13 protein-coding genes are annotated in these 14,257 nt (G+C 69.2%); 1 reads left to right on the top strand and 12 read right to left on the bottom strand.

The window, feature by feature from the left end:
• Positions 1–57: 57 nt before the first annotated feature.
• From ABIE65_RS15275 to ABIE65_RS15235, 9 genes are all read right to left on the bottom strand, one after another.
• On the bottom strand, positions 58–1,059 hold the full coding sequence (locus ABIE65_RS15275; protein ID WP_354078783.1) for an isopenicillin N synthase family dioxygenase: 1,002 nt from the start codon (positions 1,057–1,059) through the stop codon (positions 58–60).
• 85 nt (positions 1,060–1,144) lie between these two features.
• Positions 1,145–2,068: a CobW family GTP-binding protein gene (locus ABIE65_RS15270; protein WP_354078781.1), complete on the bottom strand. Its 924-nt coding sequence runs from the start codon at positions 2,066–2,068 to the stop codon at positions 1,145–1,147.
• A gap of 3 nt (positions 2,069–2,071) precedes the next feature.
• A complete protein-coding gene (locus ABIE65_RS15265) occupies positions 2,072–3,718 on the bottom strand; it encodes an amidohydrolase (protein WP_354078780.1) in 1,647 nt (548 codons plus the stop codon).
• 33 nt (positions 3,719–3,751) lie between these two features.
• Complete coding sequence (locus ABIE65_RS15260; protein ID WP_354078779.1) at positions 3,752–5,140, bottom strand: aspartate aminotransferase family protein; 1,389 nt, start codon at positions 5,138–5,140, stop codon at positions 3,752–3,754.
• Positions 5,141–5,175: 35 nt separating this feature from the next.
• On the bottom strand, positions 5,176–6,183 hold the full coding sequence (locus ABIE65_RS15255) for an ABC transporter ATP-binding protein (protein ID WP_354078778.1): 1,008 nt from the start codon (positions 6,181–6,183) through the stop codon (positions 5,176–5,178).
• Positions 6,180–7,184: an ABC transporter ATP-binding protein gene (locus ABIE65_RS15250; protein ID WP_354078777.1), complete on the bottom strand. Its 1,005-nt coding sequence runs from the start codon at positions 7,182–7,184 to the stop codon at positions 6,180–6,182. The genes ABIE65_RS15255 and ABIE65_RS15250 overlap by 4 nt, the downstream gene beginning before the upstream one ends.
• Complete coding sequence (locus ABIE65_RS15245; RefSeq protein ID WP_354078776.1) at positions 7,181–8,101, bottom strand: ABC transporter permease; 921 nt, start codon at positions 8,099–8,101, stop codon at positions 7,181–7,183. The genes ABIE65_RS15250 and ABIE65_RS15245 overlap by 4 nt, the downstream gene beginning before the upstream one ends.
• Positions 8,098–9,081 carry an ABC transporter permease gene (locus ABIE65_RS15240; protein WP_354078774.1) on the bottom strand — a complete coding sequence of 328 codons (984 nt, stop codon included), beginning with the start codon at positions 9,079–9,081 and terminating at the stop codon, positions 8,098–8,100. The genes ABIE65_RS15245 and ABIE65_RS15240 overlap by 4 nt, the downstream gene beginning before the upstream one ends.
• A 67-nt stretch (positions 9,082–9,148) precedes the next feature.
• Positions 9,149–10,738 carry an ABC transporter substrate-binding protein gene (locus ABIE65_RS15235; protein WP_354078773.1) on the bottom strand — a complete coding sequence of 530 codons (1,590 nt, stop codon included), beginning with the start codon at positions 10,736–10,738 and terminating at the stop codon, positions 9,149–9,151.
• A gap of 169 nt (positions 10,739–10,907) precedes the next feature.
• On the opposite strand from ABIE65_RS15235, the gene ABIE65_RS15230 reads away from it, so the two are divergent.
• Positions 10,908–11,588, top strand: coding sequence for a cupin domain-containing protein (locus ABIE65_RS15230; protein ID WP_354078772.1), 681 nt, complete (start codon positions 10,908–10,910; stop codon positions 11,586–11,588).
• Positions 11,589–11,733: 145 nt separating this feature from the next.
• Here ABIE65_RS15230 and ABIE65_RS15225 read toward each other — a convergent pair whose 3' ends face one another.
• From ABIE65_RS15225 to ABIE65_RS15215, 3 genes are all read right to left on the bottom strand, one after another.
• Complete coding sequence (locus ABIE65_RS15225; RefSeq protein ID WP_354078771.1) at positions 11,734–12,453, bottom strand: nitroreductase family protein; 720 nt, start codon at positions 12,451–12,453, stop codon at positions 11,734–11,736.
• Positions 12,454–12,534: 81 nt separating this feature from the next.
• Positions 12,535–13,110 (bottom strand): metallophosphoesterase family protein, encoded by a 576-nt coding sequence (locus tag ABIE65_RS15220; protein WP_354078770.1) that lies wholly within the window; start codon positions 13,108–13,110, stop codon positions 12,535–12,537.
• 42 nt (positions 13,111–13,152) lie between these two features.
• Positions 13,153–14,211, bottom strand: coding sequence for a sialidase family protein (locus tag ABIE65_RS15215; protein WP_354078769.1), 1,059 nt, complete (start codon positions 14,209–14,211; stop codon positions 13,153–13,155).
• Between the last annotated feature and the right edge of the window lie 46 nt (positions 14,212–14,257).

Raw genomic sequence — 14,257 nt, 5'->3', positions numbered from 1 at the left:
CCGCTTCGCTGCGTCCGGGGATGACATTGCGGGGTGGGCGTCCGCATGCTTGCTCGCCTACGCGCCGCCGGTCTTCCCGGTCACGGCGTCGTAGTTCCGGTTCTGGTACCAGATCATGTATTCCATGTAGGTCGTCTCGGGGAACTTCGGCGGGTTGTCCGGCGAGGTGCAGGTCGGGACCGGCTTGATCGGCTGGTCGATGTTGCAGTCGAAGAAGAAGGGGACGGCGTAGCGCTCGCGGCCGGATCTGTTGATCACCCGGTGCGGCGTGGCCAGGAAGCGGTCGTTGGTCCAGCGCCGCAGCATCTCGCCGCCGTTGACGATGAAGGTGCCGGGGATCGACGGCGCGTCGATCCAGTCGCCGTCGCGCGAGCGGATCGAGAGGCCCGGCACGTCGTTCTGCGCCAGCAGCGTCATGAAGCTGGTGTCGACGTGCGGCGCCAGGCCGAACTCGTCCTCGGCACGGACCGGCTGCTCGGGATAGTGCGTCAGGCGCAGCGTGTATTGCGGGTCGCTGAACGCCGCATCGAAATGGTCCGCTGCCAACTCGAGCGCGCGGGCGTAGATCGGCAGCAGGGACAGCGCCAGCCGTTCCAGGCTGGTGCTGTAGGCGACCACGGCCTCGCGGAAGCCCGGCACGTTCTGCGGCCAGGGATTCATCGGGCGGAAGCGCTTGTTGGCGATCACGTCGGGATGGTCCGCCGGCAGGTCGCGCTTGGCGAAGAAGGCCTCGTTGGCGTTCGGCTTCGTGTCCTTCTGGATCTCCGAGGTGCGCAGCGTGTTGCCGCGCATCGGCAGGTAGCCGACATTGTGCTCGTTGATCTTCAGGGCCATCTTGGCCTCGATCGGCTGTGCGTGGAACGCCGCCGCGGCCGCGAAGGCGCCGTCGATCTGCTCCTGCGGCACGCCGTGGCCGCGGATGATGTAGAAGCCGACATTCTCCAGCGCGAAACGCAGTTCGGCCGCGGCTTGGTCGAGTGCGCCGGGCTTCCCCGCCAGATAGTTTCCGATGTCGATGATCGGGATCGCGCCGTCAGGCTGGAACTGGGCGGTGGCCATGGTTTCCTCCCTCGAAGCGTCGAGACGTTCCGAACGAAAGTCTCGCCGCCCTTGCCGGGTTCGGCAACCGGCAACGCGCAGCCGTTCAGTCCGCCAGCGGTTCGCCGCCGAGCGCATCGGCCAGCAGGGCCGCGGACGGCATCTCCGGCGTCCCGATGAAGACCAGGCCGTCGCCGTCGGGCGGACGGCGACCAAGGGAGGCCAGGGTACAGCTGCGGCCCGTCTTCTGGAGGAGGAAGGCGTCAGCGGGATCCTCGGCGAAGTGCACGACGCCCTTGGCGCGGAGCACCGAGGCGGGCAGCCCGCGAAGCGCCGCCTCGAAGCCGGCGCGGTCGGTCAGGACCGGGAGGCGCAGCGCCGCACGGGCGAAGCGCGCCTCGTGATCGACGAAACCCGGTGCGCGCGGCGCGGAGGAGCCGTGCGCCGCGCCGCCGAGGATCAGGTCGAGCGGGACCTCGGCCATCGTCGTGCGCACGCGCGGGACATCGGGGGCCACCTCGGCCAGCCACGCCTCGGTCTGTGCGAGTGTCGCCGGGCCGGCGAGGTCGGCCTTGTTGAGCAGCACGATGTCGGCGACGGCGATCTGTCCGCGCACGGCATCGCCGACGAAGCGGTCCGCGGCGTGCGCCCGCACTTCCGCCGCGTCGGCCAGCACGACGACGCCGTCGAGGGTGAGGGCGCGGTCGATGCGCGCCATGTCGGCGATGCGCGCCGGATCGGACACGCCGCTCGCCTCGACGAGGATCCGGTCGACGGGCTGCGGCGCCGACAGGATGCGGATCAGCGCGTCCATCAGGCTGTCGCCGATCGAGCAGCAGATGCAGCCGTTGGCGAGCGCGATGGTCTCGCCGCCGTGCTCCACCACCAGATCGGCATCGACGTTGATCGCGCCGAAATCGTTCACCAGCACCGCGACGCGCTCGTCGCGCGCCTCGCGCAGCACACGGTTCAGGAGCGTCGTCTTGCCGGCGCCCAGGAAGCCGCCGATGACGGTGAACGGAATCGGCACCGGTCAGCTCACGGTGGGGGGCGCCTGGAACGGCACGCCGGACAGCACGGTGCCCCAGACCGGCACGTCCTTGAGCGCGTCGGGCGGCACCGACAGCGGATCGTCCTCCAGCACGGCGAAGTCGGCGAACTTGCCGCTCTCGATGCTGCCGACGAGGTGGTCCATCTTCAGCGTATAGGCGGCGCCGATCGTAATCGCGCGCAGCGCCTGGTCGACGGTCAGGCACTCGTCCGGGCCGAGGACCCTGCCGCTCATCGTCCGCCGGTTCACGGCGCACCACGCGGTGAAGAGCGGGGCGAGGGGGGTGACCGGCGCGTCGGAATGGATGGCGTAGTTGACGCCGAGGCGATGCGCCGTGCCGGTGGCGTCCAGGCGCGCCGCGCGGTCGGGGCCCATGGTGATCGCCGCATGCTGATCGCCCCAGTAATAGAGGTGGTTGGCGAACAGGTTCACGCAGATGCCGAGCTTCGCCATGCGGCGGAACTGCGCCTCGTCCGCCATCTGGCAATGCTGCAACGTATGGCGATGGTCGGCCCGCGGCACCTTCTGCAGCGCCAGTTCGATGGCGTCGATCATCAGCTCGGACGCTTCGTCGCCGTTGGTGTGGATGTGAATGTGCAGGCCGGCCTCGTGATAGGCCTGCACCAGTTCCATGAGCTGCGACGGCGGCGCGTTCCAGACGCCGTTGGCATGGCCGTTATAGTAGCCGGGCCATTTCAGCCGGCCGCTGAAGCCCTGGATCGAGCCGTCGCTCATCACCTTCACCAGGCCGTAGCGCAGCTTGTCGGTGCTCGTGCGCTGCAGGCGCTTCACCTTGGCGATGCCCTCGGCCGCAGGGGCGGAGATCGCGGCGAAGGCCGGGACGAGCCGCATCGGGAAGGCCGGATCGCCGGTGGCGACGCGGTAGGTCTCGACGGTCGCGTCGTCGAGCAGCGCGTGCAGGTCGGTCGCCGTCGTCACGCCGACGAAGCACGCCGACTGGCCGAACCGGCGCAGCACGGCGCTGGTCATGCCGGTGCCGAACGGGTTGCCGGTGACGCGGAACGCCATGAAGCGGGCGGCCATCTCGGCCAGTTCCCCGGTCGGCTTGCCGTCGGCGCCCTTCGCCACGCCCTCGATGTTGGTGCGGGCGTCGATGCCGGCGCGGTCGAGCACGACCGAGTTCACGTTCATCAGGTGGCCGTTGGAGTGGAGGACCACGACCGGCCGTGTCGACGACACCCGGTCGAGATCTGCCGCCTCCATCCGCCGGCCGCCGAAATAGATCGGATCGAACCCCCAGGCGAACAGCGGCGCGGCGGGGTCCGTCAGCTTCGCCTCCTCGGCCTGCAGGCGCGCCACGACGGGCTCGATACCCTCGACCCCCGGCCACTGCCGGCCGTCGGGGTCGCGGCGGCCCTGGAAGCCGACATAGGTGTACTCCCAGAACCGCCCCTCCGAGGCGTGGGAATGGCCCTCGACGAAGCCCGGCATGAGCACCTTGTCGGCGAAGGTCTCGTCGAGGTCGTAGGGACCCCAGCCGGCGACGTCCTCCAGCGAGCCGACGCCCAGGATCCGGCCCTCCCGGATCGCGACGTGGGTCGCGACCGGGCGGTAGCTGTTCATCGTGATGATCTTGCGGGCCTTCAGGACCCTGATGTCGGCGGCCATCGCGGCGCTCCCCCAGCTTGTATCGACAGGTGCCTACTGCGCGGCGATGCCGGTGGCGTCGAGTTCCTTCCAGGCGGCGTCGAGGCCGGCGCGGAAGGCGGTCAGCATCTCGCCGACCTGTTCCTCGGTGATGATCAGCGGCGGCGTGAAGGCGATGCGGTCGCCGATGGCGCGCACGATCAGGCCGTGCTCCAGGCACTTGTCCTGGACCAGCGTTCCGACCTTCAGGCCGGCGGGGAAGGGCGTGCGGCTCGCCTTGTCCTGCATCAGTTCGACGCCGGCGATCAGGCCGACGCCGCGGGCGTCGCCGACCAGCGGATGGTCCTCGCAGGCGTCGAGCCCCTTCAGCATCACCGGGCTCACCCGGCGGACGTGGGAGATGATGTCGCGCTCCTCGTAGATCTTCAGCGTCTCCAGGGCGACGGCGCAGGCCACCGGGTGACCGCCATAGGTGAAGCCGTGCCCGAAGGAGCCGAGCTTGCCGCTCTGGTCGATCAGCGCGTCGTAGATCTTCTGGGAGATCATCAGCGCCGAGATCGGCTGGTAGGAGGCCGAGAGCTGCTTGGCGCAGGAGATCATGTCGGGCTGCAGCCCGTAGGTCTGGGTGCCCCACATGTTGCCCGTCCGGCCGAAGCCGCAGATCACCTCGTCGGCGACGAAGAGGATGTCGTACTTCTTCAGGATCGGCTGGATCCTGTCGAAGTAGGTGTCGGGCGGGGTGATCGCGCCGCCGCCGCCCTGGACGGGCTCGGCGAAGAAGGCGGCCACCGTCTCCGGCCCCTCGGCCAGGATCAGCTTCTCCAGGTCGTCCGCCATGCGCTGGGCGAACTGCTCCTCGGTCTCGCCGTCCTCATGGAAGCGGTAGTAGTTCGGGTTGTTCGTGTGCTTGAACATCGGCAGCGGCAGGTCGAAGTCGGCGACCATGTGCGGCTGACCGGAGACGCTGACCGACGCGACGGTGTTGCCGTGATAGCCGCGCTCGCGGCCGATGATCTTCTTCTTCTCCGGCTTGCCGATGGCGTTGTGATAGTACCAGATCAGCTTGATCGCGGCGTCGTTCGCCTCCGACCCGGAGCACTGGAACAGCACCTTCGACATGCCCGCCGGCGCCACCGAGAGCAGCTTCTCGGCGAGGTCGACGCTGGGCAGGTGACCCTTGTCGAAGAACGTATGGTAGTAGGGCAGGTCGAGCATCTGCTTGTAGGCGGCCTCGGCCAGACGCTTTTCCGAGAAGCCCAGCGACGCGCACCACAGGCCGGCCATCGCCTCCAGATAGCGCTTGCCGTCGGAATCCGTGACATAGACGCCGTCGCCCTTCGCCATGAGCACGCCGCCCTGCTCGCGATAGGCCTTCAGGTTCGACTGCTGGTGGACCAGGGAGGCGATGTCGCGTGCCTGGGGCGAATTCGCGATGACGTTCATGGGCGGTACCTTTCGCTGTGGCGGAGGGTTGGGGATCAGGCTGCGGCGCGCATGTGCGGCGCGACACCCTGTTCGTCGACGAGATGGCAGGCGACGCGGTGTCCGGCGCCGACGGTGCGCAGGACGGGCGTGTCCGTCCGGCAGCGGGCCTCGGCGAAGGGACAGCGCGAGGCGAAGCGGCAGCCGGGCTGCGGGTCGATCGGGCTGGGCGGGTCGCCGGTCAGCGCCACGCGCACGTTCCGCCCGGCGCCGCGCCGGGCGGACGGCACGGCGGACAGCAGCGCCCAGGTGTAGGGGTGCAGCGGCGTGCGGAAGAGCGACAGCCGGTCGGCCTGCTCGACGATCTGGCCGAGATACATCACGGCGATCTCGTCGCACATGTGCTGGACGACGCCGAGGTCGTGGCTGATGAACAGGTAGGTCAGGCCGAACTCCGATTGCAGCCGCCGCAGCAGGTTCAGGATCTGCGCCTGGATCGCGACGTCGAGGGCGGAGACCGGCTCGTCGCAGACGATCAGTTCCGGCTGGGTCGCGAGCGCCCGGGCGATGCCGATGCGCTGGCGCTGGCCTCCGGAGAACTGGTGCGGGAAGAGGGCGCGCTGCTCCGGCCGCAGGCCGACATGGCGGAACAGCTCGGCGACACGCTCCTCGCGGCCGTCGGCGGGGCCGACGTCGAGCTGGTCGAGCGGTTCGCGCACGATGGCGCCCGCCCGCACGCGCGGGTTCAGCGACGAGTAGGGGTCCTGGAAGATGATCTGCATGTGCCGGCGCCGCAGCCGCAGGGCCTCGCCCTTCAGCGCCAGCAGGTCGGTGCCCTGAAGGTCGATGCTGCCCGACGTCGCCTCGATGAGGCGCATCACCGCCAGCGCGGTGGTGGTCTTGCCGGAGCCGCTCTCGCCGACCAGCCCGAAGGTGGTGCCGCGCCGGATGGCGAAGTCGATCCCGTCGACCGCGTGCACCTTCGACGGCCGGGCGAACGGGTGGCGTCGGCGCAGCGGAAAGTGGACCTTCAGGTCGCTGACCCGGAGCAGTGCGTCGGTCATGCCGCCGCCCTCGGGTCGAGCAGCCAGCAGGACGCGTGATGCTGGCCGCGCACGTCGAACGGCGGCGGCATCTCCGACCGGCAGCGGTCGTGCGCGAAACCGCAGCGCGGCACGAAGGGGCAGCCGCCCCTGCCGAGTTCGGCGAGCGAGGGCACGACGCCGGGGATCTCGGTCAGCGGCTGCCGCTCCAGGGGCGGATCGGGTTCGAGATGCGGCACGCAGGCGATCAGGCCGCGCGTGTAGGGGTGGCTCGGATTGCCGAGCATCTCGTCGACCGGCGCGTCCTCGACCTTGCGGCCCGCATACATGACGACGACGCGCTCGGCGAGTTCGGCGATGGCGCCCATGTCGTGGGTGATCAGGATGATCGCCGTGCCGGTCTGCTCCTTCAGGTCGCGCAGCAGGTCGAAGATCTGCGCCTGCACGGTCACGTCGAGGGCGGTCGTCGGCTCGTCGGCGATCAGCACCTTCGGCCGGCAGGCGAGCGCCATGGCGATCATCACGCGCTGGCGCATGCCGCCGGACATCTGGTGCGGATACTCGTCGACCCGCCGCTGCGGCGCCGGAATGCCGACGGCCTTCAGCATGTCGATGGCGCGCTCGCGGGCCGCCCGCTTGCCCAGGCCCTCGTGCAGGCGCACCGTCTCGCCGATCTGGTCGCCGACCGTGTAGACCGGATTGAGCGAACTCATCGGCTCCTGGAAGATCATCGAGATCTCCTTGCCGCGGATCCGGCTCATCCGGCGCTCGTCGGCGCGGGTGAGGTCCTCGCCCAGCAGGCGGATGGCGCCACCGGCGACGCGGCCCGGCGGGTCGGGGACGAGGCCCATGATCGCAAGGGCGGTCATGCTCTTGCCGCAGCCGGATTCGCCGACGATGCCGAGCGTCTCGCCGGCGCGCAGGTCGAAGCTGACGTCGTCGATGACGCGCGCGACGCCGTTGCGCGTGGCGAACTCGACGCGCAGCCGGTCGACCGAGAGGAGCGGTTCGGACGGGTTCATCGCTGGCGCAGCCTCGGGTTGAAGGCGTCGTTGAGGCCGTCGCCGACGAGGCTGACCGCCAGGACCGTCAGGAAGATCGCGAGGCCCGGCCACGTCACCGCCCACCAGGCGTCGAGGATGTAGGGCCGGTTCGCGCCGATGATGTAGCCCCAGCTCATGACGTTGGGATCGGTCAGGCCGAGGAAGCTGAGGCCGGCCTCGAACAGGATCGCCACGCCCACCGACAGGGCGGCGCTGACGACGAGGGGCGGGGCGGCGTTCGGCAGGATCACCTGCCAGATGATCCGCCGGTTGCGCGAGCCGGCGACCCGCGCGCCCTTCACATATTCCAGTTCGCGGATGCGCAGGAACTCGGCGCGGGCGAGGCGGGCGGTGCCGGTCCACGAGACCACGCCGATGGCGATGGCGATCGTCACCAGCGAGGGCGTGAACAGCATGACCAGAACCATCGCCAGCAGCAGCGGCGGCAGCACCTGGAAGAACTCGGTGATGCGCATCAGCACCTCTTCCACCCAGCCGCGGTAGAAGCCGGCCAGCGCGCCGACCAGAACGCCGATGCAGATGGTGATCGCCGCCGCGGCGCCGCCGACGGCCAGCGTGGCGCGGCTGCCCTGGATGATTCCGGCGACGAGGTCGCGGCCGAGATAGTCGGTCCCGAGCAGGAAGCCTTCCTCGCCCGGCGGCGCCAGCGGCGACCAGACCATCTCGAACGGGTCGACCGGGTAGAGCCAGGGGCCGAGGATGCTGGTCGCCACCACCGCCGTGAGCAGGACCAGCCCGACGACGGCCGAGCGGTTGCGCAGGAACATGCGGGCCGCCTCGCGCAGCGGCGATTCCGCGCGGACGATCACCGGCTCGGCGTCGGGCGGCGCGGGGACGGGCCGCGCGGGGACGGCGAGGCTGTCGGCGTCGCTCATGCCCGCGCTCCCGAACGGATGCGCGGATCGATCAGCCGGTAGGACAGATCGGTCAGCAGGTTCACCACGATCACGATCAGCGCCGAGAAGAAGAGGATGCCGAGGAGCGTCGGCGAATCGCGCCGCAGCAGCGAGTCGAAGGCGAGGGTGCCGAGGCCGGGCCAGCTGAACACGGTCTCGACCAGCACCGCGCCGGAGAGGAGATGGCTGAACTGCAGGCCGGCATAGGTCACCACCGGCAAGACGGCGTTCCGCAGCGCGTGCTTGTAGATCACCTTGCCCTGGCGCAGGCCCTTGGCGCGCGCGGTGCGGATATAGTCGGCCCCCAGCACGTCGAGCATGCTGGCGCGCGCCAGCCGGCTGTAGATCGCCAGATAGATCGTCGAGAGGGTCACCACCGGCAGCACGAGGTGGTGCAGCACGTCCAGCACGTAGGTCAGGCCTTCGCGCGGGCCGGAGATGTCGTACATGCCGGACACCGGGAAGAGCGGGATCCAGCTCGCGAACAGGATCAGCAGCATGATGCCGGTCCAGAAGACCGGCAGCGCGTAGCCGACGAGGGCGAGGACGGTGACGAGGTGGCTGACGATGCCGGACGGCCGCTTCGCCGCATAGACGCCGAGGAAGGTGCCGAGGAACACCGCGAACAGCAGCGACGTCACCACCAGCAGGATTGTCGGCCAGAGCCGCTCCAGGATCAGGTCGGTGACGGGCCGGTTGAAGTAGAAGGAATAGCCCAGGTCGCCCTGCGCCACCCGGGCCACGTAGACGCCGAGCTGCTCGAGGAAGGGCCGGTCCAGGCCGTAGGCGGCACGGATCTGCGCGAGGCTCTCCTGGGTGGCGCCGCCCATCTCCCCGGCGATCACGTCGGCCGGATCGCCGGGCGCGATGTGGATCAGCGTGAAGTTCAGCACCAGCACTGCGACCAGCAGGCCGAGGCCCCAGGCGATGCGCCGGCCGATCAGCGTCAGGAACTGCATGCCGTTCGGATCCTCCGTCTGGCGAGGCCCCCGTGCGCCGTGCCGGCGGACGGGGGCCGGCTCGCGGCTACTGCTGTTTCCAGTAGGTCTCGTCCAGCGGCGACATCATGCCCCAGACGGTCAGCGGCGGATTGCCGAGGTTCTTGCTGTAGGCCGTGTGGTAGGGCAGCACGTTGATCCAGTAGATCGGCAGGTCTTCGGCGACGATCTTCTGGAACTGGACGTAGAGATCCTTGCGCGTGGCCTCGTCGGGCTCCTTGCCCGCCGCGTTCAGGAGCTCGTCGACCTTCGGACTGCAGTACTGCTGGGTGTTCGACCAGATGACACCCTGGACGATGTTGCTGCACAGATACGTCCGGTGCACGCCGATGACCGGGTCGCCCCAGTTGAAGACCGAATCCATCGTCATGTCGAAGTCGTAGCTCGACACCCGCTTCGCCCAGGTCGGGAAGTCCGGCGAACTGCGGACCTGGACGTCGATTCCGATCTTCTTCAGCTGCGGCTTCAGATACTCGGCCAGCGCCTTCTGCTGCTCGTCGCTGTTCGGCAGATAGTCGACGCCCAGGCTGAACCGCACGCCGTCGGCGCCGCGCTTCTTGCCGGCCTCGTCGAGCAGGCTGTTCGCCTTGTCCAGGTTCAGGTCGTAGGGCGCGATCTCGGGATGGAAGAAGGGCGATTCGGGCGCGATCGGGCCGGGCGCCGCCTTCGAGACGCCGCGGTGCAGCGCCTTGATGATGAAGTTTCGGTCGACGGCATAGGCGATCGCCTGCCGCACCTTCGGGTCGTCGAGCGGCGCCTTCTTGGTGTTGAAGGCGAGCCAGTTGATGGGGCCAACCGCGGCATAGCCTTCGTCGGTGACAACGAGATCCTTGTCGTCCTGCAGCCGCTGGATGTCGCGGGAGCTGCTGAGCAGCGGATAGATCCCGCCGTCGCCGTTCTCCATGGCGATGATGCGGCTGGTCGCGTCCTTGATGATGCGGACGACGATCTTGTCGAGGTAGGGGCGCCCGTCGAGGAAGAAGTCGTTGTTGCGCTCCAGCACGATGTACTCGCCCTGGCGATATTCGGCGAGCTTGAAGGGGCCGGATCCGACGACGTTCTCGACGTTGCGCGGATGGGTCTTCACGTCCTGGCCGTCGCCGTAGACGTGCTTCGGGATGATCGGCACGATTGACGTCGACATCGCCAGCAGCAGGGCAGGGTGCGGCTGGCTGAGCTTCACCACGGCCGTCTGCGCGTCGGGCGTCTCGACCGCGCTCACCGCGCCCAGCGACGTCTTGAAGGGATGGTTCGCCTTCTGCGTCTCGATCGAGAACTTCACGTCCTCGGCGGTGATCGGCTGCCCGTCGTGGAAGCGGGCGTTCGCGCGGAGCTTGAAGGTGTAGGTCAGGCCGTCGTCGGAAACGGTCCAGCTCTCGGCGAGATACGGATGGATCTTCCAGTCCGCGTCGGCGCGGACCAGCATCGCGAAGATCTGCGCACCCGGGATCATCGTCGCGACCCCCGACTGCACGGCCGGATTGAAGTGCCGCGGCACCTGGCTCGACAGCATCACCAGCTCGCCGCCGCGCTTCGGCGCCTCCGCCGTCGCCGCGGTCGTCCACAGCACCGCGCTCATCATCGCCAGCGTACCGGCGCTCTTCAGCCACTTTGTCATGTCCACCTCCCCTGTCGCCAACGCCTCCGTGGCGAAGCCCATTGCAAGCCGCTCGCCACACCGTCGATCACGGGCAATTGCCGCCCGTTCCGCGGCCGTCTTCTGCGGAATTCCTTGCTCTCGCCGTGAACCCGCCTTCTTTTGCTTCGAAGCGACGCTAGCTTCCCCGATGAAGAAATTCCAGGCGACAATCACCGACGTGAAAAAAAACGCGAAAATTTCATCAGCTGCCCAGTCAGCTGCTCAGTCGCCGGGCAACCGAGCGGCTTCGGGAGAAGGGCGGCCGGCGGGGGAGATCCCGGTCGGCCGGCAGGTCCGCGACCTGCGCAAGGCGCGCGGGATCACCATCACCGAGCTGGCGGAGCGCATCGGCCGCTCGGTGGGCTATGTCAGCCAGGTCGAGCGCGAGCTGTCCGCCGTCTCGATCACGGTCCTGCAGCAGATCGCGACGGCGCTCGACGTTCAGGTCACCTGGTTCTTCCAGGGCAACGCGATGGCGCCGGAGAAGGAGCGGGACTTCATCGTGCGCCGCGGCAACCGCCGCAAGCTGCGCTTCGGCGGCAGCGGCATCGAGGAGGAGCTGCTGTCGCCGAACCTGCGCGGGCAGATCGAGATGACGCTGACCACCTTCGAACCCGGCAGCCGCACGGGCGCCGAGGATCGCATCCGCAAGGGCGAGGAGGCCGGCTTCGTGATCTCCGGCACGATCGAGATCCAGGCCGGCGGCGAGACCTTCCGCCTGGAGGCGGGCGACAGTTTCGCGTTCCAGGAACCCGGCCCGCACCGGTGCCGGAATCCCGGCAGCGTCGATGCGGTGGTCGTGTGGGTCTATACGCCGCCGACCTATTGAGTGTTTCTGCTCTGCGACATTGCTGATCGTCCAGCAGGTGAGGCTGTTGCTCCACGCCGCACGCCTACAAGGGGTAGCCCGCGTCGCTGCTTCGTAGGCCGGTTCTGGTGGCGAACCGGGCGCCAGCCCAGGAATTGTTGCTAGTCTAGCGCATCCACCTCACGGTTTCGGTAAGCGGCGCGCGGCTGGTGCGGTAGCTGTTCACCAGATGGTCGTGGTCGCCGTAGCCGAAGGAGATGCCGCAGACCAGCAGCCGGTCGTCCGGGATCTCGAAGTGGCGGCGCACGAAGGGCGCGTAGCGGGCGAGGGCGGCCTGCGCCACCGTCGCGACACCCATTGCCTGCGCGGCCAACAGGAACGTGCTGACGAAGCCGCCGCAGTCGACCGCGCCATAGACGTCGAGCGCCTCCTCGGTCGTGATGATCGCCACGTGCGGCGCGCCGAACAGGCGGAAATTCTCCATCGCCTGACGCTGGTAGCCGGCACGGTCGCCGCGCGGAATGCCCAGCGTGTTGTAGAGCTGGAAGCCGCTCTCGCGCCGCCGGTCGAGATAGACGCCGCGATACTCGCGTGGCTGCGGCAGGTCGGAAGCGCCGTCGCCGCCAGTCGTGGCGTGCTCATACATCGCCTGGCGGAAGCGCTCGGTGGCGTCGCCGCTGGTGACGATCGTGTGCCAGGGTTGGCTGTTGCACCAGGAGGCCGTGCGCTGCGCCATCTCCAGGATGCGCGCGATCACCGGCTCCGGCACGGGGTCGGGCAGGAAGGCGCGGCAGCTGTAGCGCGCGCGCAGCAGCCGGTCGAGCTGCGCGGCGTCGTCGGTGTTCTCGGTGCCGATCGCGGCGGCAGTCTGCGCGGCTTCAGTCATCTGGCTCTACTCGTGCGTTTCGAAAGGGCCGGAGCATCGCCGCTGCCGGCGGGTTCGGCAAGGCGGCGGCGGAAGAAGCGGTCAGGCGTCGAAGTCGATGATCCGCACCGTCTCGTCGGCGGTGTCGAGCACCGCGCAGCTCAGGCGGCGGCCATTGCGGGCGTCGCGCGCGTCGCCGGCCGATCCCGGATTGACGACGAGCACATCGCCGATGCGCCGGACGACCTGCTGGTGCGTGTGGCCGTACAGCACGATGTCGGCGTCGGCGCCGCCGAAGCGGTCGAGTTCGGCGCTGGTGGGGAGAACGTAGGCGCCGCGCGGTTCCCACGGCGTCGAGTGGACCATCAGCACGCGCTTCCCGCCGCAGGTCAGTTCACGGCGGTGCGGCTGCTCCGCCAGCCAGGCGAGCAGGTCGCGGTCGATCCAGTCCGCCGACCGTGCGCGCTCGCCATGTCGGCCGAAGAACACCTCCTCGTGGTTGCCGAGAATGACGTGGGCCCCGTGCTGCCGCAGCGCCGCCACCACCTCGTTGGAGAAGCGGTATTCGTAGATGCTGTCGCCCAGGCAGAGGAGTTCGTCGACGGCGCCCATCAACGCCAGCGCCCGGGTCAGCCCCGCGATGTTGCAGTGGAGGTCGGAGACGATGCCGAGCTTCAAGCGTCGACCCCGCGCGCGTTCCGGCGGCGGCCGGGTGCGGGGTCAGCCGACGGCGATGGCATAGACGTCCTTGCAGTCCGCGGGCAGACGACTCTCCGTCCAGGTGGCGCCGCCGTCGGTGGTGCCGAAGACCTGGCCGGTGCGTGAGGTCGCGAACACGACGTCGGGATCGCCGGCGTGCAGGGCGACGCCCATCATCGTGCTCTCCGCCTTCACGCCCCTGTCGAACCGTTCCCAGGTCGCGCCCAGGTCGCGGCTGCGGTAGACGGAGCCGTCCTCGCTGCGCGCCGCCGGGCTGAGGCAGGCGTAGAAGGTGTTCGGATCCTGGGGCGCCACGCGGATGTCGCGGGCGTAGGTCAGCGGCGAGAAGCGCCCGACCTCCAGGTCGCGCCAGTGGATGCCCCGGTCGTCGCTGCGGAAGACGCCCATGCGGACCGCGAGGAAGACGCTGCCGGGTGCGGCGCCGCTGACGCAGACGGCGTGGCCGTCGAGCATGCCCTCGGCGTCGGTGTCGCTGAGGATCCGGCTCTTGAGGTGCGGCTGCTGCGCCAGCGTCACCAGCGCGTCGCTGCAGTCTTCCCAGGTCTCGCCACCGTCGAGGCTGCGGATCGCGCCGTTCACCTCAAGCGTCGCGTAGACCGCGTCGGGCTGCGCCGGATCGACCGCGATGCGCATGACGCGGCAGGCGAAGGGCATGCGGGCCCGCTCGGGCACCGGCGGGTCTGGCAGGCGGCGCCAGCTGTCGCCGCCGTCGTCGCTGCGATAGACCGCGACCGGCGAGGCACCTGCGTACAGGGTCTCCGGCTGCGTCGGATGCACGGCGATGGACCAGATCTGCACGTCGCGCTCGGGGAAGGCGAGCCGTTCCCAGCTGTCGCCGCCGTCGCGGCTGCGCCAGGGACCGTCGGCCGTGCCGATGAAGACGGTGCGGGGATCCTGCGGATGGATGGTCACCGCCTGGACGTGGCGGACACCGTCCAGGCCTTCGGTCAGGTGCGACCACGGCCCGCCCGCGACGTTCCGCCGGAACAGCCCGCCGACCTCGCCGCCGGACCAGGGGGCGGCCCCGACATAGACATGCGCTTCTGCGTTGGCAGCCATCGCCCGCTTCCCCTGATCCCTTATGAGTTGGGACGAGACTAGCCGG

The sequence above is a fragment of the Constrictibacter sp. MBR-5 genome, assembly GCF_040549485.1.
Lineage (GTDB): Bacteria > Pseudomonadota > Alphaproteobacteria > JAJUGE01 > JAJUGE01 > Constrictibacter.
Note: the sequence above shows the minus strand (reverse complement) of the source record. Positions and strands in the feature narration are given on the sequence as shown.